The sequence below is a fragment of the Lentzea sp. NPDC054927 genome (genome assembly GCF_053610285.1).
Genome location: NZ_JBSGXZ010000019.1, coordinates 66,580 through 84,262, shown reverse-complemented (window position 1 = coordinate 84,262; position 17,683 = coordinate 66,580). Strand labels below are relative to the sequence as shown.

Genomic DNA, 17,683 nt, shown 5'->3' with positions numbered 1-17,683 from the left:
GGTCAGCCCTTCACCACCCTCACCTGATGTCCGTACGAGAAAGCCAGCCCGTTCGGCGGCAGCTCCACCCGCTGCACCGCCTGCCCGCGCTCCCCCGTCACCAGGTTCGCCGCGAACAGCCGGACGTCCTCCACCAGCTCCACACCCGCGATCCGTTGCAGCACCGCGTAAACCTCCCCGGAGTGCACCGGCCGCCCGAACGGCCACCCGTCGCCGTCCGCGCCCCCGCGGATCGGGTCGAGGTAGTTCCCCAGCGCGTCCATCGCCCTGGCGCGCACGGCCTCGGTCGGCGCGCCGGTCCGTGCCTTGAGGTCCGCGACCACCGTGATTCCCTGGTAGAACGGCGGCTCGACGCTCACCCGTGCCCCCACACACCGCCGTGCATCGAGGTGACGCGCGATCCGTTCGAGCGTCTCCTGATCTACCTGGAGGGCCGCGAAGTTCGGTTCCTCGTGCTCCGGAACGGCCGGCACGATCAGCACGCGCACCCCGTCGTCCCCTGGCGCGCAGCGGACCCTGGCGACTTCCGGGGCGGCCTCACGCGCGAGGATCTCGTAGTCCTCGGCCGTCACCGCCCGATCCCGCGTCCGCAACGACAGCGGACCTCGCAGGGCCGCGTCCTCGACCGACTCCCCCGCGACACCACCACGCCCGGCCTTGCGGTTCGTCACGTTGCTGACGAACGGCACCGGGTCCCGTTGCACGACCACGAGGTTGCGTGCCACGTTGCCCCGGACCCCGCCTCCGGTGCGGTACTCGGGGACGCGGATCGCCGCTGACTTCGCGGGTACCGCGCCGTAGTGCCTCAGCGTCCCGTCCTGCTGGCGGACGGCCGGGCCGAAGATGATCTGGCCCTCGATGTTGTCCAGCAGGAAGTGCCGGTCGTCCGGGCCCGACTCGACGAACGTGGGGACCTCGGTCCACTCGTCCCAGCCGTCGGTGGTCGCGACCTCCACGGTGATCGGCGCGCCCGCGACGACCGGGGTGCGCGCGAGCGGGAACCGTTGCCCGGCCACGCCTTCCGAGACACCGATGGTCTCGGCCTTGACCACGTCGGCGTGCACGGCCTCGGTGGTGCCGCCGATCGTCGCGGCGGTGACGTCGCGGATCTTCGGTGAGCGCTGGTAGAACGGCTGGTCCTGCCACAGTTCGGCGGCGCGGCAACGCAGCCAGCCCGCGCGTTGCCTGACCAGGATCGACGTCGTGTGCTCCGGCGGGACGTGCACGACGACGTCGCCGGAGGAGTTGAAGCCGCCGTTGGTGAAGTGGTCGACCTCGCAGGCGGTCCAGCCCTCGCTGGTCCAGGCCTCCCACACCCACGGCGGGTCGGCAGGGTTGATGCCGGAGCCCATCGGTTCGCAGTCGAACCTGAACAGCACCGCGCAGCCCGGGATCGCGGCGGACAGGCCGAACAGCACGGCGTCGCCCGGTTCCGGCTGTTCGCTGAACGCCGCCGGCTCCTTCAGGGCCTTGAGGTCGTCGGTGCGGTCGATCGGCTGGCCGTTCGCGGTGGCGGTGGCCAGATGCGTGAGCTCGCAGGACACGATCGTGAGCGGGCGGTCGACCGTGAACACCACCGCGTCCTCGAGGCCCTTGCGCTGGGTCGCGACCTGGTTGCCCAGCGGGACCTCGACCGGGGCCGGCTGGGGTGCCGAGAGCCAGTAGGTGACGTCCACGCGTGCGGCGGTCGGGGCGAACAGCTCGACGCCGATCAGGTCCAGGAACTTGAGGTAGTGCAGTCGCGGCACGCGGTTGAGCCGGTACATCAGCTCGTCGACCATGTGCGCGAAGGCCTCGATCAGCGTGACGCCGGGGTCGGAGACGTTGTGGTCGGTCCACTCCGGACAGTGCTGCTGGACGCGGCGCTTGGCCTCGTCGACGAGCTGCTGGAAGCGCCGGTCGTCCAGGTTCGGCAAGGGAAGCGGCATCACGCACCGTCCTCGTGCGGCGGGATGACGTAGAACGGGAAGACGAGGTTGCGCGGGTCGTTGGTGGTGCGCAGGGTGTAGCGGATGTCGATCAGCAGGGTGCCGTTGTCCGCCTCGGCGAAGTCGACGACCACGTCGGTGACGTCGATGCGCGGCTCCCACCGCTCCAGCGACTGCCGCACCTCGTAGGCGATCTGCCCGGCCGTCGTGGAGTCGGCGGGCGCGAACACCAGGTCGTGGATCGCGCAGCCGAACTCGGGCCGCATCGGGCGTTCCCCCGGCGCGGTCGCGAGGATCAGCCGGATGCTCTCCACGATCTCGCGATCGCCGCCGACGAGCGCCACCGAGCCCGTCGCGTCGGTGCCGACGGGAAAGCTGAGGCCCCTGCCGATGAAGTCCACTTCACCCTCCAATGAGGACGGTCGGAGCGCCGGGCGGCAGGATCGGCGCGCCACAGCCGCTCATGTCACCGACGCGCGCCGCGGGCTTGCCACCGATCAGCACGGTCGGGCAGCCCGGCGGGATGATCGGCGTCGGCGGGTGCACGGCGGGCGGCGGGAACGAGCACGCGTGCATGTCCCCGACCGTCGCCGCCGGCTTGCCGCCGATGAGCACGGTCGGCACACCGGGCCCGGTGATGACGCCCGGATGCCCGGTCAGGTCGCCCATTCTCGCTGCGGGTGGCATTTCGCGTTCCCCTAGTTGATCTTCACGATGGCGCCCTTGACCGTGAGCGGGCCACTGGCCGTCACCTCGGTCTGCGCCTGGCCTGCGATCTTGACCTGGGCGCCTTCCGCCTTGAACTCGGTCTGCGCCTTCACGGTCACCTTCTGGCCCTTGAGCTCCAGCGGCCCGGTGCCGGCGTCGACGGTGATGCCGTTCTGCGCCTTGACGGTGATGGACTTGCCGCTGGTGATCTCGATGTGCTGAGCCTTCTGGTCGAGCTTGACGACGAACTTCCCGTCACCGCTGGAGATCACTACGCCGTCGTCCTCGACGAACTCGACCTTGTGCCCCTTGCGGCTCACGAACCCCCTGGCCGCGATCTCGCCGCTGGCGCCGTCGACCGGAGGTTTGGTCAGCTTCGGCGGCTTGTCCTTGCCGTTGTGGAGGCCGCCGAGCACGTACGGCGCGTCGAAGTCGCCGTGCTCGAAGCCCACCAGCACCTCGTCGCCGACCTCCGGCAGGATCATCGTGCCGCGGTTGGCGCCGGCACCCTGTTGCACGGTCCTGGCCCAGACGCTGGTGAAGTCGTTGGCAAGCCAGGGGAACTTGACCTGGACGCGGCCGAGTTGCAGTGGGTCCTTCGCGTTCGTGACGATCGCGGGAACGAGTCCGTTGAGCTGCTTGGTCTTCGTGCTGTGGACCAGTCCGTAGAGCGAGCGTTCCTGCCTGCCGGAGACGGTGAACTCCGTGGTGTAGCCGACGTGTTCTGCGAACAGGTGCCGGGTGCTGGTCAGCGTGTACTTGCCCTGGAACGGCTCGCCGACGTTGGTCAGCGCCACGGCGGTTCCGGCCTTCAGTTCGGGGTTTCCCTTGGCCACGCCGGTGAGTTCGGCGCAGGATCCGCCGAGCTGTGCCGCGAGCGCTTCCGCCGCCGTCTTGGCTTCGGCGTGCGTCCGGTAGGGCAGGCCGGCTTCGAGGTGCGGCGGTGCCTTGAACTTGCCGGCGAGCTCGACCGGGTTCGCCTGCGGTACCTCGACTCCCGCGGTGTTCGGGACGGCGGTGGCGAGCACCTCCTGCTTGTTCTCGAAGTCCCAGCCCCTGACCTGGACCTCGGGAACCTGGCCCGCGGTCGTGATGCCGGCCCGCAGCGCCACGAGGGTGCTGTGCATCTCGAGGACGAGCGGGTTCGTCTGGGCCTTGGCGCCGGGTTTCGGCGCGGTCGCCGGTGGTTCGGGCAGCTTGAAGTCGAGCTTGCCGTCCCTCACGGCGATCTGCGCGCCGACCGTGCGCGCCAGGCGGCTCAGGAACTCCCAGTCGCTGACGTTGTCCTGGCTGAGCTGCGTGTCCGGCCGTCCGCCGAAGCCCGGCACGTTGTCGATCTCGCCCGGCTTGATCTTCGCGCGTTCGGCGACCTTCTTGACGACGTCGCTGACCGTCATGTTCGGATAGACCGCAACCCTGGTGCCGCGGAACAGCCGGTGTGCCTCGTCGTAGCCCCGGACCTCGGTGAACGTGCCCTGCGCGTCCAGCTCGACGCCGACCGCCGTGATCTCGCCGCTCATCAACGACTTCGGGCCGCCCGGATCAGCCGTCTGCACCTTCAGCGCGGCCTTCGCGCCGATGGTGAAACGGCCCTTGGCGAGCACGACGTGGCCGGGATCGCGGAACCGGAGCACGAACATGTCCGGCAGGTTCCGGCTGTCGTCGACGTAGGCGTAGGTGAGCAACAGCCTGACGTCCGCGGGCAACGGCTGGCCCTCGACCTCGACGACCAGGTTGTTCGCGAAGCTCTCGTTAGCCATGGTGGACCTCCTCCAACGCCGGGACGAGGATCGTCGTGCCGAGCTTGAGGCGCATCGGGTCGTCGATGTCGTTGGCCTCGGCGATGTGCCGCCACAACTCCGGGTTGCCGTACGCCTGGTACGCCAGGCTTTGCAGCGAGTCGCCCGCGGTCAGGGTGTGCGCATCGCGTGCCGCCAGCGCGCCACTCGTCGGGTTCTGGCCGCCCGGTTCTCCGCTGACCTCTTCCAGGTTGACCGTGCACACCGCCCTGACCGGCATCCCGCCGGGCGTGAAGAGCGTGTACTTGGCCGTGACGCTGGCGACGTAACTCGGGAAGGCCGTCGTGGTGCCCCACTTGAAGATGACCCACGGCGGGCTGCCCTTGCTGTCCTTGCGGCTGGCCTTCGTGGGCACGGTGAGGTTGAACAGCAACTCGACCGTCTTGATGGTCGAGTCGCCCATGTCGCGCGTGGAGTCGAGGAACATCTCCAGACTCAGCTTGGCGGGCTCGGCCCCCTTGAACTCGGGCACCCCGGCCTTCGCCGCGTTGGGCTGACTCTGCCGCTGCCACTTGGCGTTCTTGGCGAGCGTCAACTCCTTGGGATTGAACTGGAACTCGATGTCCGTGATCCAGGCCCCCGGCTTCTGCACACTGCCGCGCTTGGGCGGCTCGTACACCTTGAGCGATGCGTGCACCATCTTCTTGGACGTGGTCGCCGGCCCGGCGCTCGTGAACGTGACAGTCATCGCGCGTCCAAAAACCCGTGGTGTGCCAACTCGAGCGTCTCGGTGGCGACCTTGGTCTGCTCGGCGCTCAACTGCGGCCCGGTCCACCTGACCGGGATGACCTCCGACAGCGACCAGCTCGCGATCGTCTTGCCTTCCAACGTCTTCGCCTCGATGACGGCCGTGCGACGCTTGACCCCCGCCGCCATGCCCGAGATCCAGCGCGTGATCTTCTGGCTGTCCCTGGTGACCGGCCGGGACAGTTTCACGTTGGGATACTTGATCCGCGTCGGCAACTGCCACACCATCCCGTTGTTGCCGCCCTCTTCCCGTTGCTCGATGACGAACTCGCACCCGAGCCCCTCACAGCTGTTGAACGACCCCAGGTCGTCCTTGTCCACCGACACGCTGAAGCAGACGGCGACGGCTTCCTCTGGTGCGGTCATGGCATGTCCTCACAGGTCGGTGAGCGCCCCACGACGCTCACGGTCGAGCCACAGATCGGCCTTGAGCCGGCGCAGCAGGGGGTCGTACAGCTTCCTCAGCAGCTCTTCTGGGTTCTGCGCCGGGGTTTCGGGCTGGGGTGCTTCGGCGCGCTGGACCTCCGCGGTCCGCTGGACGGGTTCCGCTGGTGGTGGGCTGGGTGCCGGGTCCGGGGTGCGGGCGAGCACAGGTGCGGGTTCCGGGGTGGGTTCTGGGGTGGGGAGGGTGACGACCGGCAGGGCCGCGGCTGCCTGCGCTGCGGTTGGTTGTGCTGCGGTTGGCTGCGCTGCGGTTGGTTGTGCGGCGGTTCGTTGCACGAGAGCTAGGTGTGCGGAGGCTGGGTATGCGGGGGCGACGGGGCTGGGGGCAGGCGGGCTGAAAGCGGGAGAGCTGAGTGCAAGGGATCCGGAGGCAAGCGATCCGGATGAAGCGCGCACTGCTTGGGGTGTTGTGGTGGTTCTTTGGATCACCGCGGGCTCGGCGGTGTGGACGCCGCCCCTGCTGGGTGGGCTTTCCTGGTGGGCTGAGGAGTCGACGCCGGCGGCCCGTTGGATGATCGGCGGGGCGGAGCCGACCAGGCGCTGGGCGACCGGTTCGGTGAAGTCGGCTCGGGTCAGGGTGGGCGTCGCGGCGGAGGGCAGGTCGGGTGCGGGCTGGCTGTGGGCGGTGGTGACCTGCGGTGCGAAGGCGGCGGCGGTTGATTCGGTTCGGGCGACGACCGGCAGACTCGGCTCACTGCCGACAACCCGCTGCGCGACCGGCTCGGCGAAGTCCGCTCGGGTCGCAGACTGATTTGGGGCGTCAGCAGATTCGGTTTCCGTCACGACCGTCAAGCCGGGCTCACCACTGACGAGCCGCTGCACGATCGGTTCGGCGGGCCGGCCGGGGGCGGTGGTTGCCCGCGGAGTGGAGGGGCCGACAACCGGCAGGCTGGGCTCACCACCGACGAGGCGCTGCGCCACCGGCTCGGCGGAGTCCGCCCGGGTCGCAGACTCTCGCGGTGTGGAAGGAGCGGCGACCGGCAGGCTCGGCTCGGTACCGACGAGGCGCTGCGCAACCGGCTCGGCGAAGTCCGCCTGGGCCGCAGCGGGCGGATTTGGGCCCGCAGACCCCCGCGGTGCGGAAGGAGCGGCGACTGGCAGGCTCGGTTCACTACCGACAAAGCGCTGCGCAACCGGCTCGGCGAAGTCCGCTACGGCCGCGTCGGGTGGACTTGGGGCGGCAGACTCTCGCGGTGTGGAACGGGCGGCGACCGGCAGGCTTTGTTCACTGCCGACAAGGCGCTGCGCCACCGGTTCAGCGGAGTCCGCACGGGCCGTGGCGGGCAGATTTGGGACGGCAGACTCCGACGCGCTGGAAGGTGCGGCAACCGAGTCGGTTCGGCCGACAACCGGCAGCCCGGACTCTGTACCGACAAGACGCTGCGCGACCGGCTCGGCGAAGTCTGACTCGGCCACGGCAGGCGGACTGGGGTCCGCAGACTCCCGCACGGTGGAGGGAGCGGCGGCTGAGTCGGTTCGGGCGACAACCGGCAGGCTCGGCTCGCCACCGACAAGACGCTGCGCGACCGGCTCCGCGACGTCCGCTCCGGCTGCGGGCGGCGGATTTGGGGCCGCAGACTCCCGCGCAGCGGAGGGAGCGGCGGCTGGGTCGGTTCGGCTGACGACCGGCAGGCCGGGCTCACCACCGACCAGGCGCTGCGCGACCGGTCCGCTGGTGTCCGCCTTGGTCGGCGGAGCCGCACTGAAGTTCGTCCCTGCCTGGTTGGACGACGCCGCGGTACCGGAGTCCGCGACGTCGTCCTGGCGGACGTCGGTGGAACGCTGCAACACCGGGGAGATCGGCTCGCCGAGGCCCAGCTTTCGAGGCCGTGATGCCGGGGCCGGCAGCGGCAGGTCTTCCGACGCGGAGCGCTGCACAGCAGCAGAACCACTCGCAGGTACGACGTCCGGAGAGCTGGCCGGAGGAGCTACCGGAGCCTCCAACGGGCCCACGTCAGGCTCCGGTTCCGCGACGCTGCGGGAAACCACCGAAGCCTCCGAAACCACCGAAGCCGCTGGAGCCTCCGAAGTCGCTGGAGCCGGTGGAGCTGCCGAAACCACCGGCGGCGACTCGGCAATGCGGGCGATGACCGGCCCATCGCTGACAGGCTCGCGGCCCCGCACCGACGTCCAGCCACCAGACGGCTCCACCGCAGGCGCCGCCACGTCCGCGATCGACCCGGAAGGCTCAGCCGGCCCCACCGCGTGGGCGAGCGGCGCCAGGAACGAAGGGTTCTGCCATGAGGTCAGCCGCGACGAGAAGTCGGAGACCGGGTTGATCAGCGGGTGTGCGGAGACGACGCGCTGCAGAGGCGGCAACGTGCGCCAGTCGGCCCGGACCACGGGCAGCGGAGCAGAACGCCGTCGAAAGGGCCACACAGCAAGTCACCTCCTCGAACCGAACCCGGAACCCAGGCCCGAACCTGAACTTGAACCAGCGGAAATCCGCGTGTTGATGCGGCCGATCTCCTCCACGTACCGCAGCCGCTCGGCGTGCTCCAGGTCCAAAATGGAGTCCAGCGACCAGTGGAAGTGGTAGGCGACGTACGCGACCTCCGAGTAGAGCCGGTCCGGCGCGTACGTCACGATTCCCCCAGGCGCCCGCCCGAGATGTCGACCTCGAAGCCGTGCCCGCAGGAGGGGCACAGCACGGCGGACCTGGTGTGTCCCTCGCTGTTGATCCGGCGGTACATGTCCTGCAGGAAAGCCAGATCGGACGCGAACAGGTTCTCGATGATCCCGGCGTGCACGTCGGCCACCGAGCCGATGCGGACCACCACGCGGCCGAGCAGCACGACGGTCAGGAACGCGGCGTTCTCGCGGACCCGGTCGTCCCGCAACGGGATCAGCTCGTCGCGGGCGGTGGCCAGGCGCATGACTCCGGACTTGTGCACCGCGCCGGAGTCGTCCACGTAGCCGCGCGGGAGTTCGAACGCGAACTCCGTCTGCATCACGGCAGTAGCACCGGCGCGCCTCACTCGACGTCCATCTCCTCGTAGGTGACCGTGAGCTTCTCGGTCAGCACGGAGGTGTCGCCGGCCTTCAGCGTGCCGATCTCCAACGCCTTCGGCCACGCGCGCATGATCTTGTAGCGCTTGATGGCCACGCCCTCGTAGTCGTAGACGACGACCACGCCGTTCTTGCGGGCGGCGCCCATCTTGCCGAAACGGGAGTCCTTCACCCACTTCTCGAAGGAGTTGTCGGCGGTCAGGCCTCGGGTGAAGACGACCTCGCCGGCCTTCATGCGGCCCGGGAGCTTCTTCACGACGTACTTGCCGTCGGCCATGTTCTGCTTGAGCTCGATGACGTCCTGTTCCATCTTCAGGCCGGTCACCTCGGAGATCTGCTTGATCGTGATGCCGTCGACCTCAAGGCCGAACGAGTGGCCTACCGACGTGTCGAGATCGGGGAGTGCCATGCCGATGAACCACCTTTACTCGTTGACCAGACTGGTGCCGCCCTGCAGCTGCGCGAGACGGAAGATGACGAACTCCGCGGGCTTCACCGGCGCGATGCCGACTTCGCAGACGACCTGGCCGAGATCGATGCCCTCGGCCGGGTTGGTCTCGCGGTCGCACTTGACGTAGAACGCCTCGTCCGGCGTCAAGCCGAACAGCGCCCCCTTTCGCCACTCCATGACCAGGAATGCGGCGATGGTGCGACGGATGCGCGCCCACAACGCGTCGTCGTTCGGCTCGAAGACGACCCACTGGGTTCCGTCCAGAATGGACTCTTCCAGGTAGTTGAAGAGCCGCCGCACGTTCAGGTACCGCCACGCCGGGTCGGAGGAGAGAGTCCGCGCACCCCACACGCGGATGCCGCGGCCGGTGAACGAACGGATGCAGTTCACGCCGATCGGGTTCAGCAGCTCCTGCTCGGCCTTGGTGAGCTGGGTCTGCAACGCCACGGCGCCGCGCACGGTCTCGTTCGCGGGGGCCTTGTGCACGCCGCGGGTCGCGTCGGTGCGGGCCCACACGCCGGCCATGTGGCCCGACGGCGGCACGAAGATGTTGTCCGAAGTGGACGGGTCGTAGACCTTGATCCACGGGTAGTACAGGGTCGCGTACTTCGAGTCGTAGCCCGCCTCGACCTGCTTCCAGTTCTTCACCTGGTCCGGCGAGAGCTCCGGCGGCGGGTCGAGGATCGCCATGCGGTCGCCCATGAGCTCGCAGTGCGCGATCATCGCGGTCTGCACGGTCTTCACGGCTTCCAACGTGATCAAGCCACGCTGGTAGGAGCTCATCAGGTCGGGCACCGAGACCATGGTGACCTCGTCGATCGCCTCCAGGCCACCGAAACCGGTGCGGTCGGAGACGTCGCCCACGTAGTCGTCCGCGACGACCTTGCGCGGCACGGGTGGGGGCGCGGGAGCCTCGCGCAACGCCACCGAAGCCTTGTCCGGACGCGTAGCGGCAGTCCCGGCGACCTCTTCGACCGTGATCAGCTTCGACGCCGTGTTGACGACGGTGACCACGTTCTCCTTGCCGCGCTTGGCGGAGACCTGGTGCGTCTCGACGACCTTGCCGTTGTCCTTGACCAGCAACGAGAAGCGGTCGTCCGGCGCGTTCTCCCCCGCCGCGTCGCCGACCTCGACCGACAGCGAGCCGGCGGTGAGCTCACGAGCCGAGACCCGGTACGCGCCCAGCTGGGCCTGCGGACCCGCGGGCAGGGCGGCGGTGGACCGCGACCCGCCAACGCGCACGACGTAACAGTTGGTGCCACCGTTGAGGAAGTAACCGTAGACGGCCAGCGGCAGGTAGCAGCCCTCGGCGAAGTCACCGAACTTCTCGGTGTACTGCGCCCAGTTCGACACCAGCGTGGCGATGTTGTAGTCGCCCTTGGCCGCGAACCCGACGAACGCGGCGACGGCGGTGCCCACGCCCTCGATCGGGCGAGCACCAGCCTCCACCTCCTCGACGTACACGCCCGGCGAGAGATAGGTGGGCATCGACGGCCTCCCAAGTCGTACGGAACCCTGTTCGACACATGCTGCTGCGACCTGGGAAAACTCGACACGACCACGCGACGGTGCCGGAGGGAGCCGGTGGCTGCCCGAAAGGGCAACGGTGAACCGTCAACGCCGTTCGTCTGCAGTTCACCAATCCGCCTTCGGACGATGATGGGACGACGTCCAGGAACGCTCTAGCGTCTCCAGGCGGCCCATGTCCGCCCACCACACCGAGGACAGGCATGTCACGTCGCAGGGCTCCCCTAGCCGTGCTCTCCACCGTCATCGTCACGGCGGCCACACTCACCGCCTCCACCGCCGCTCACGCGGCCACGACCACGTTCCTCCCCGCTGCCGACACCTTCGTCGACAACTCCGCCACCGGCACGAACTACGGCACGTCCGGCCAGCTCGGCACCGACAACTCGCCGGTCAAGCGGACGTTCCTCAAGTTCACCGTGTCCGGGATCAGCGGCTCGGTCAGCAACGCCAAGCTGCGCATCCACACCGACGACGTCTCCGGTGCGGAAAGCCCGAACGGCGGCACGTTCCGGTCCACGTCGAACGTCAGCTGGACCGAGACCGGTGTCACCTGGAACAACCAGCCCGCCGTCGACGGCGCCACGCTCGGCTCACTCGGGTCGGTCGTGCGCAACGCCTGGTACGAGGTCGACGTCACCAGCTACGTCACCGGCAACGGCACGTACAGCATCGCGATCACCTCCAGCAGCACGGACGGTGCCGACTACGACTCCCGCGAGTCCGGCACGACCGCGCCGCAGCTCGTGGTCACCGACGGAACGACGCAGCCGCCGGGCGACCCGGTGTTCGTCGGCGCAGGCGACATCGCCGACTCGGGTTCCGGTGACACCGCGACCGCCGCGCTCCTGGACAACATCGAGGGCACGGTCTGGACCACGGGCGACAACGTCTACCCGAACGGCACCGCGTCGGAGTTCAACTCCTACTACCAACCCACGTGGGGCCGGCACAAGGCGCGCACCAAGCCCTCCCCCGGCAACCACGACTACAACACCAGTGGCGCCACGGGGTACTACAACTACTTCGGGTCGCTGGCCGGACCGTCGGGGCGGGGTTACTACTCCTACGACATCGGCAACTGGCACATCGTGTCGCTGAACTCCAACATCAGCATGTCCGCGGGCAGCGCGCAGGAGCAGTGGCTGCGACAGGACCTCGCGGCGAGCACGAAGCCGTGCACCGCGGCGTACTGGCACCACCCGCTGTTCACCAGCGGTGCCAACCACGCACCCTCGACGGCCACCAGGCCGTTGTTCCAGGCGCTGTACGACGCCAACGCGGACGTGGTGCTCACCGGGCACAACCACCAGTACGAGCGGTTCGCCCCGCAGAACCCGAACGGCGGGCTGGACAACGCACGCGGCATCCGCTCGTTCGTCGCGGGCATGGGCGGTGCGGGCGCTTACGGCTTCGGCACGATCAAGCCGAACAGCGAGGCGCGCAACACCGGTACCCGTGGCGTGCTGAAGCTGACCTTGCACAGCAACAGCTTCGACTGGCAGTTCGTCCCCGAGGCGGGCAAGACCTACACCGACAGCGGCACCACCAACTGCCACTGACGGACTGCTGGAGGCCGATGTGTACCTGTCCACGATCGACAAACCCAAGACGGCGAACTGGAAAGGGCTGAGCGGCAACGTCTTCGCGCTCGGCACGGTCAGTCTGATCACCGACGTCTCGTCGGAGATGGTGACCGCGATCCTGCCGCTGTACCTGGTCATCGGCCTCCAGCTCAGTCCGGCCGCGTACGGGCTGATCGACGGCGTCTACACCGGCGCCACCACGTTGCTCAGACTCGCCGGCGGTTACCTCGCCGACCGGACCAACAGGCGCAAGGCGGTCGCGGGCTTCGGTTACGGGCTCTCGGCCGTGGCCAAGCTCGGGCTGCTGGCCGCGGGCAACTCCCTGACCGCGCTCGGATTCGTGATCACCGCGGACCGTGCGGGCAAAGGCCTTCGCACCGCGCCACGGGACGCGTTGATCACCCTCTCCACCCCGAGCGGTGACCTCGGACGCGCGTTCGGCGTGCACCGGGCGATGGACGGCATCGGCGCGTTCGCGGGGCCGCTGGTCGCCATGGCCGTGCTCGCCGCGTCCGCCCAGTCGTTCGACGCCGTGTTCGTCACCAGCTTCTGCATCGCCGCGTTCGGCGTGCTGGTCCTGGTCCTCTACGTCAAGGACCGGCCAGAACCGGTAGAGCGCAAGGAACCCCTGAAGCTCGTCCTGCTCAAGGACCCGGCCGTCCGCAAGATCGTGGCGGCCGCGTCCCTGCTCGGCCTGGTCACCATCGGCGACGGGTTCGTGTACCTGTTGCTGCAGAAGCGGGAAGGGCTGGCGTTCGGCTGGTTCCCGTTGCTCGCGGTCGGCACGAGCCTGGTCTACCTGCTGCTCGCCGCACCGCTGGGCGCGCTGGCCGACCGGGTGGGCAGGCTGAAGATCATGCTGTGCGGCTACGGCGCGCTGACCCTCGTCTACCTGCTGCTCTTCGGACCACTGGGCGGCTGGCCGCTGCTGGTCCTGGTGGTGGTGCTGTACGGCGTCTTCTACGCGGCCACGGACGGAGTGCTGATGGCACTCGCCGGGCCGGTCCTGCCGGAACGCCTGCGCACCACCGGCATCGCGCTGATCCAAAGTGGACAGGCGCTCGCCTACCTGGGCTCGTCCGTGCTGTTCGGCCTCGCCTGGCAGTTCTGGAGCCCAGAGGCCGCCACCAGGATCGCCGCGGTCGCGGTCGTCCTCGCCCTGATCACCACCGCCGCACTCCTGGGACGTCGCCGCTCATGAAGAACCGCCTGATGATCACCCTGATCGCCGCCGTGCTGCTCGGCGGCGTCGCGGTCGGCTACACCGTGCTGTCCGGTGCTTCTCCCGACGATGCCGCGCATGCCGTCACGACGGGCACCGGCCCTCGGCTGATGATGCTCAGCAACGGCAAGCTGTCCACGGTCTCCCGCACCGACCCCGCTGGTTCGCGAGAGGTCACCGAACAGCGCTGCGACCGCGTGTACGCCGCCGCCGGCACGATCTCCTGCCTTCGTCCGGTCGGCGCGTTGAAAGCAGGCGAACTGGCCGTGCTCGACACCAACCTCAAGGAACTGAAGACCGTTCCGCTGACCGGTTTCCCGAACCGCACGCGGGTGTCCGCCAGCGGCCGGATGGTGGCCTGGACGCTGTTCGTCGACGGGCATTCCTACGCCGCCAACGGGTTCTCCACGAGCACCGGCATCCTCGACACGAAGACTGGCACGCTGGTGCAGTCGCTCGAGGAGTTCGCCGTCGAGGGGCTGCCCCAGCTGCCGGTGGACACGAACTTCTGGGGCGTCACGTTCACCGCCGACGACAACCGCTTCTACGCCACCATGTCCACCGGCGGCCACCGCTACCTGCTCGAAGGCGACTTCGCGGCGCGCAAGGTCCGCCCCACAGATCTGGACAACGTCGAATGCCCGTCGCTGTCCCCTGACGGCACCCGCATCGCCTACAAGGCCGCGGTCAACGGCGATCCGCAGCAGGGCTGGCGGGTCTCCGTGCTCGACCTGGCGACGAAGAAGATCACCCCGCTCGCCGAGACCCGCAGCGTCGACGACCAGCCGGCGTGGCTCGACGACAGAACCGTGGCGTACGGGATCCAGCGCGACGACGGCCTCAACGACGTGTGGTCCGTGCCCGCCGACGGCACCGGCACGCCCGCGGTGCTGGTCCCCGAGGCGAGTTCTCCGGCACCGATCAGCTGACTACTCGGCCGCGGCTTCTTCCTCCTCCTCCGCTCGCTGAACGTAGGTCTGCGCCGTCTCTTCTTCCTCCGCAGGCGCTTCCTCGCGCTGCACGGAAGCCTCACCGTGGCTGCCGTGGTCTTCGCAGCGCTGCACAGGAGCGGCAGGCGCCGACATCACGCGATCGGCGTTGGCCACGGCGTCCCGTTCGAACCGGTCGGACGGGTCGCTGACCTTCACGCCGGATCCGTTGTCGGTGCCGTCGACCGGGCCGGACCGCTGCTGCACCACGTGCGTCAGTTCGTGCGCCAGCATGTGCTTGCCGGAGTCCGAGGCGGGGTTGTACTTGTCGCGCTGGAACACGATGTTCGATCCGACGGTGTAGGCCTGCGCGTTCACCGACTTCGCCGAGTCGTGCGCCTCCGACCCGGTGTGCACCCGCACGTCCGAGAAGTCCTGCCCGAACCGGCCCTCCATGTCCTCGCGCACACCGGCGTCGAGCGGCGAGCCACCGGACGAGACGACGTCGCCGACGCTCGCGTTGCCCACGGCCCGTTGCAGACCCAGCATGCCGGACGGGCCGAGCACGTCAGGTCGTCCGGCGGCGGCCGCGCGGCCCATCAGGTCGGTCTCCTCGTGCGGCGCCCGGTCGCCCTTGGGACGCACCGACGTCTCGTACTCATGTTCGTGCCCGTGCATCACAACCATCTCTCTCCACAGCGAGGTCGAAGTAGCGGCCGAACTCGCGCTCGCCCACCAGCCTGCCGAGCTTCCGGTACTCGCGCGCCACGGCACCGATCAGCTCGACCATGCCGACGACGTGCCCGGCCGCGGCCGCCAGATAGGCCGCGGTCACCGCCGCCGACCGGATGTGCCCGCCGGCCAGTTCGAACGAGTCCGCCAGGAACTCCAGGTCCACATCGGACGCTCGTGGTACCGCTCCGCCCAGGCAGCGGTCCCACAGCCCGCGGCGCAGATCCGCGTCGGGCAACGGGAAGTCCACGATCACGTCGATGCGACGGGTGAACGCGTCGTCGAGGTTCGCCCGCAGGTTGGTGGCCAGCACCGCGATGCCGTCGAACGACTCCATGCGCTGCAACAGGTACGCGCTCTCGATGTTCGCGTACCGGTCGTGCGCGTCGCGGACCTCCGACCGTTTGCCGAAGATCGCGTCGGCCTCGTCGAACAGCAGCACGCCGTTCACACCGGCCGCTTCGACGAAGATCCGTTCCAGGTTCTTCTCGGTCTCCCCGACGTACTTGTCCACGACCGTCGCCAGGTTGACCGTGTAGAGGTCGAGGCCGAGCGACGCCGCGATCACCTCGGCCGACATCGTCTTGCCGGTACCGGAATCGCCCGCGAACAACGCTGTGACGCCACGGCCACGGCCACCGCCGGGTCGCATCCGCCACTCGTCGATCACGCGGTCGCGGTGCTTCGCCCTGGCCGCCAGCTCGTGCAGCAGCGCCGTGACGGTCAACGGCAGCACGAGATCCGGCCACGACACGGCCGGTTCGATCCGCCGGGCCAGCCGTTGCAGCCCGCCCGCGTTCTGACTGCGCGCACCAGCCCGCAGATGTGCGACGTCGATCAGGCCGTCGTCGGCGAGCGCCGAGACCGTGGCCGCGCTCGCCGCCCGGCTGATCTGCGTGGGGCCCAGCACGAAGTGCGCGGTCACCTCGGCGGGGTCGATCCCGTCGGACAGCTTGCCGTCGAGTTCGCTGCGCCACAACGCCACCCGCACGTCGAACGGCACCTGCACCGCGTCGTGCTGCAACGGCGGCATCCGCGTCCAGCGCGGTTCCCACGACCCGGACCCGTACACGATCACCGGGATCTCTTCGTGCAGCAACGGATCGAGCGCGAAGTTCGCGTCCACCGGCCCGATGACGATCCCCGCGCCCCGCAGCAACGCCTCGCGTGTCACCGCGAGCGGATCGGTCATGCGCGCCGCGTCCACCAGCAGCGCCGGGAAACCCGCCTGGGCCAGCGCCGCCACCGCCAGTTCCGCCGCGCCACCACCAGGATGCTCGCGCAGGTAGACCAGCCGCACGCCGCGTTCGACACCGCGCGCCAGCCGTTCCGAACCCGGCATCCGCACCGGATCTCCCGGCAGCGTCACGAAGTCGACGAGCGACGGATCCGGCCGATCATCCCCGAGCAGGTGCGCCCCGACCCGGTCCGGCACCCGCAGCGACCGGCTGAGCAACGGCCGTTCGTGGTCATCCACCGTGACGAGGCCGCAGCGGACGAGCGGGCTGCCCTGGTCGAGCCGCGCTCTGCCCCGCGCCGATGCCTCCGCGAGCCCGCACAGCCGCAACGCCAGCCCGACCGTGGCCCTGCGCCGTGTCACGTCGTCGTTCAGGTACCCGTAGAACTGCTCGAACCTGCTGTCGACGTCCGGTGCCAGCGCCACGAGGAGCAGTTCGACGTCCACTTCGGACAGTTGTGCCTTGCGGGCGAGCTGCCCGAGCCGGCCGTCGGCGTTCGTCTCGGTGAACGACCCGAACGGCTCGCGCCCGCTGTCCAGCAACGCCTCGATGACCTCGTCCGACAGGTACAGCCCGCGAAACGGGTCGTCGGGGTTCGGATCCGTGGCACGGCGAGCCGCCACCGCCATCCGGATCCGCCGCTCCAGCCCCGCCATCCGCTCGAAGATCATCGCGCCGCCCTGCGCATCGAGACGCCGTCCGGGTCGACGTTGTGCCGCACGCGATCGCCCCCGGTCTGCAGCTGCACGCCTTCCTTCGCGGGCGGTCCGGCGGCGAACTTGCGCCCGGACGACATCGGGGCCGACACCACGACGTCCAGCGACGGCTTCAACTCGCCGCCCAGCGCACTCCACACGTCCGCGAACGCGCGATCCTCCGGCGGCGGCAACGCGACGGTCATCGGCACCGGCAACGCTAGCTCTTCCAGCGTCCCGCTCAACAGACCGGGCGGCACGGCGTCGTAGCGGATGAATCCCATGAGCAGGTCCGAAAGCAGCCGGTGCTCGTCCTCCGGCCGCTGCGTCCACGCCGTGACCAGGTACGACAGCTTCATGTGCCGCGGCGGCAGATGCCGTGCCGCGACCTGCCCCTGCGCGTCGTACTCGTTGAGCAGCCCGCGCTGGCGGCGTCTGATGTCCTCGCGGATGTCGTAGAGGTAGATGTTGACCGTGGGCGCGTTGCGGCGCGCGGCCCAGTCCTTGGTCGGCGCGTCGAACGCGACGTCCAGGTCGGAACCGCGCAACGCCTCGTCCCGGACCAGGCGGCGCAAGGCCTCGTCAACCTCGTGGATCACACCGTCCACGATCGCGCGCCACCGCACCGGGAACCATCAGCGCACCGACGTCCCCGCGGACACGGTTGG

The 17,683-nt window shown here is 69.2% G+C and carries 17 protein-coding genes and 1 pseudogene; 4 read left to right on the top strand and 14 right to left on the bottom strand.

The window, feature by feature from the left end:
• Nucleotides 1–2 precede the first annotated feature (2 nt).
• The 7 genes from ACWGE0_RS24570 to ACWGE0_RS24540 are packed head-to-tail and all read right to left on the bottom strand — an operon-like array spanning nucleotide 3 to nucleotide 5,902.
• The gene (locus ACWGE0_RS24570; protein WP_452263287.1) at nucleotides 3–1,928 is read right to left on the bottom strand and encodes a putative baseplate assembly protein; all 1,926 of its coding nucleotides are present in this window, start codon (nucleotides 1,926–1,928) and stop codon (nucleotides 3–5) included.
• Nucleotides 1,928–2,329 carry a GPW/gp25 family protein gene (locus ACWGE0_RS24565; RefSeq protein ID WP_452263238.1) on the bottom strand — a complete coding sequence of 134 codons (402 nt, stop codon included), beginning with the start codon at nucleotides 2,327–2,329 and terminating at the stop codon, nucleotides 1,928–1,930. The genes ACWGE0_RS24570 and ACWGE0_RS24565 overlap by 1 nt, the downstream gene beginning before the upstream one ends.
• Before the next feature lies 1 nt (nucleotide 2,330).
• Entirely contained in the window at nucleotides 2,331–2,615 is a 285-nt protein-coding gene (locus ACWGE0_RS24560; protein WP_452263237.1) for a PAAR domain-containing protein, read from the bottom strand.
• An 11-nt stretch (nucleotides 2,616–2,626) separates the two neighbouring features.
• Nucleotides 2,627–4,396, bottom strand: coding sequence for a VgrG-related protein (locus tag ACWGE0_RS24555; RefSeq protein WP_452263236.1), 1,770 nt, complete (start codon nucleotides 4,394–4,396; stop codon nucleotides 2,627–2,629).
• Nucleotides 4,389–5,123 carry a CIS tube protein gene (locus tag ACWGE0_RS24550; protein ID WP_452263235.1) on the bottom strand — a complete coding sequence of 245 codons (735 nt, stop codon included), beginning with the start codon at nucleotides 5,121–5,123 and terminating at the stop codon, nucleotides 4,389–4,391. Before ACWGE0_RS24550 ends, ACWGE0_RS24555 begins: the two co-directional genes overlap by 8 nt.
• Entirely contained in the window at nucleotides 5,120–5,548 is a 429-nt protein-coding gene (locus ACWGE0_RS24545) for a phage tail protein (protein WP_319969369.1), read from the bottom strand. The genes ACWGE0_RS24550 and ACWGE0_RS24545 overlap by 4 nt, the downstream gene beginning before the upstream one ends.
• A gap of 9 nt (nucleotides 5,549–5,557) precedes the next feature.
• Nucleotides 5,558–5,902, bottom strand: coding sequence for a hypothetical protein (locus ACWGE0_RS24540; RefSeq protein WP_452263234.1), 345 nt, complete (start codon nucleotides 5,900–5,902; stop codon nucleotides 5,558–5,560).
• A gap of 136 nt (nucleotides 5,903–6,038) precedes the next feature.
• On the opposite strand from ACWGE0_RS24540, the gene ACWGE0_RS24535 reads away from it, so the two are divergent.
• Nucleotides 6,039–6,377, top strand: coding sequence for a hypothetical protein (locus ACWGE0_RS24535; RefSeq protein ID WP_452263233.1), 339 nt, complete (start codon nucleotides 6,039–6,041; stop codon nucleotides 6,375–6,377).
• 1,682 nt (nucleotides 6,378–8,059) lie between these two features.
• Here the strand turns inward: ACWGE0_RS24535 and ACWGE0_RS24530 are convergent.
• The 4 genes and pseudogenes from ACWGE0_RS24530 to ACWGE0_RS24515 form a co-directional block, all read right to left on the bottom strand.
• Nucleotides 8,060–8,212, bottom strand: a pseudogene (locus ACWGE0_RS24530) (DUF6760 family protein); the annotation flags it as partial.
• Nucleotides 8,209–8,577 (bottom strand): hypothetical protein, encoded by a 369-nt coding sequence (locus ACWGE0_RS24525; protein WP_452263232.1) that lies wholly within the window; start codon nucleotides 8,575–8,577, stop codon nucleotides 8,209–8,211. The pseudogene ACWGE0_RS24530 and the gene ACWGE0_RS24525, both read right to left, overlap by 4 nt.
• A gap of 23 nt (nucleotides 8,578–8,600) precedes the next feature.
• The gene (locus tag ACWGE0_RS24520; RefSeq protein WP_319969367.1) at nucleotides 8,601–9,044 is read right to left on the bottom strand and encodes a phage tail protein; all 444 of its coding nucleotides are present in this window, start codon (nucleotides 9,042–9,044) and stop codon (nucleotides 8,601–8,603) included.
• 15 nt (nucleotides 9,045–9,059) lie between these two features.
• Entirely contained in the window at nucleotides 9,060–10,574 is a 1,515-nt protein-coding gene (locus ACWGE0_RS24515; RefSeq protein WP_452263231.1) for a phage tail sheath family protein, read from the bottom strand.
• A 242-nt stretch (nucleotides 10,575–10,816) separates the two neighbouring features.
• Here ACWGE0_RS24515 and ACWGE0_RS24510 point away from each other — a divergent pair, with 242 nt between their 5' ends.
• Genes ACWGE0_RS24510 through ACWGE0_RS24500 form a run of 3 tightly spaced genes read left to right on the top strand, consistent with a single transcriptional unit; the run spans nucleotide 10,817 to nucleotide 14,350 of the window.
• Nucleotides 10,817–12,175 carry a CBM96 family carbohydrate-binding protein gene (locus ACWGE0_RS24510; RefSeq protein ID WP_452263230.1) on the top strand — a complete coding sequence of 453 codons (1,359 nt, stop codon included), beginning with the start codon at nucleotides 10,817–10,819 and terminating at the stop codon, nucleotides 12,173–12,175.
• Between the two features lie 19 nt (nucleotides 12,176–12,194).
• Nucleotides 12,195–13,400, top strand: coding sequence for an MFS transporter (locus ACWGE0_RS24505; protein ID WP_452263229.1), 1,206 nt, complete (start codon nucleotides 12,195–12,197; stop codon nucleotides 13,398–13,400).
• Nucleotides 13,397–14,350, top strand: coding sequence for a TolB family protein (locus ACWGE0_RS24500; protein WP_452263228.1), 954 nt, complete (start codon nucleotides 13,397–13,399; stop codon nucleotides 14,348–14,350). The genes ACWGE0_RS24505 and ACWGE0_RS24500 overlap by 4 nt, the downstream gene beginning before the upstream one ends.
• Here ACWGE0_RS24500 and ACWGE0_RS24495 read toward each other — a convergent pair whose 3' ends face one another.
• Genes ACWGE0_RS24495 through ACWGE0_RS24485 form a run of 3 tightly spaced genes read right to left on the bottom strand, consistent with a single transcriptional unit; the run spans nucleotide 14,351 to nucleotide 17,614 of the window.
• A complete protein-coding gene (locus ACWGE0_RS24495) occupies nucleotides 14,351–15,028 on the bottom strand; it encodes an eCIS core domain-containing protein (protein ID WP_452263227.1) in 678 nt (225 codons plus the stop codon).
• Complete coding sequence (locus ACWGE0_RS24490) at nucleotides 15,009–16,991, bottom strand: ATP-binding protein (RefSeq protein ID WP_452263226.1); 1,983 nt, start codon at nucleotides 16,989–16,991, stop codon at nucleotides 15,009–15,011. Before ACWGE0_RS24490 ends, ACWGE0_RS24495 begins: the two co-directional genes overlap by 20 nt.
• On the bottom strand, nucleotides 16,988–17,614 hold the full coding sequence (locus ACWGE0_RS24485; protein ID WP_452263225.1) for a DUF4255 domain-containing protein: 627 nt from the start codon (nucleotides 17,612–17,614) through the stop codon (nucleotides 16,988–16,990). Before ACWGE0_RS24485 ends, ACWGE0_RS24490 begins: the two co-directional genes overlap by 4 nt.
• Between the last annotated feature and the right edge of the window lie 69 nt (nucleotides 17,615–17,683).

Bases quoted from the DNA above. Each gene is read 5' to 3' on its own strand.
- ACWGE0_RS24510 (WP_452263230.1), top strand. From the start codon at position 10,817: ATGTCACGTCGCAGGGCTCCCCTAGCCGTGCTCTCCACCGTCATCGTC.
- ACWGE0_RS24560 (WP_452263237.1), bottom strand. From the start codon at position 2,615: ATGCCACCCGCAGCGAGAATGGGCGACCTGACCGGGCATCCGGGCGTC.
- ACWGE0_RS24495 (WP_452263227.1), bottom strand. From the start codon at position 15,028: ATGCACGGGCACGAACATGAGTACGAGACGTCGGTGCGTCCCAAGGGC.
- ACWGE0_RS24515 (WP_452263231.1), bottom strand. From the start codon at position 10,574: ATGCCCACCTATCTCTCGCCGGGCGTGTACGTCGAGGAGGTGGAGGCT.
- ACWGE0_RS24555 (WP_452263236.1), bottom strand. From the start codon at position 4,396: ATGGCTAACGAGAGCTTCGCGAACAACCTGGTCGTCGAGGTCGAGGGC.
- ACWGE0_RS24520 (WP_319969367.1), bottom strand. From the start codon at position 9,044: ATGGCACTCCCCGATCTCGACACGTCGGTAGGCCACTCGTTCGGCCTT.
- ACWGE0_RS24500 (WP_452263228.1), top strand. From the start codon at position 13,397: ATGAAGAACCGCCTGATGATCACCCTGATCGCCGCCGTGCTGCTCGGC.
- ACWGE0_RS24545 (WP_319969369.1), bottom strand. From the start codon at position 5,548: ATGACCGCACCAGAGGAAGCCGTCGCCGTCTGCTTCAGCGTGTCGGTG.
- ACWGE0_RS24550 (WP_452263235.1), bottom strand. From the start codon at position 5,123: ATGACTGTCACGTTCACGAGCGCCGGGCCGGCGACCACGTCCAAGAAG.
- ACWGE0_RS24570 (WP_452263287.1), bottom strand. From the start codon at position 1,928: ATGCCGCTTCCCTTGCCGAACCTGGACGACCGGCGCTTCCAGCAGCTC.
- ACWGE0_RS24490 (WP_452263226.1), bottom strand. From the start codon at position 16,991: ATGATCTTCGAGCGGATGGCGGGGCTGGAGCGGCGGATCCGGATGGCG.
- ACWGE0_RS24525 (WP_452263232.1), bottom strand. From the start codon at position 8,577: ATGCAGACGGAGTTCGCGTTCGAACTCCCGCGCGGCTACGTGGACGAC.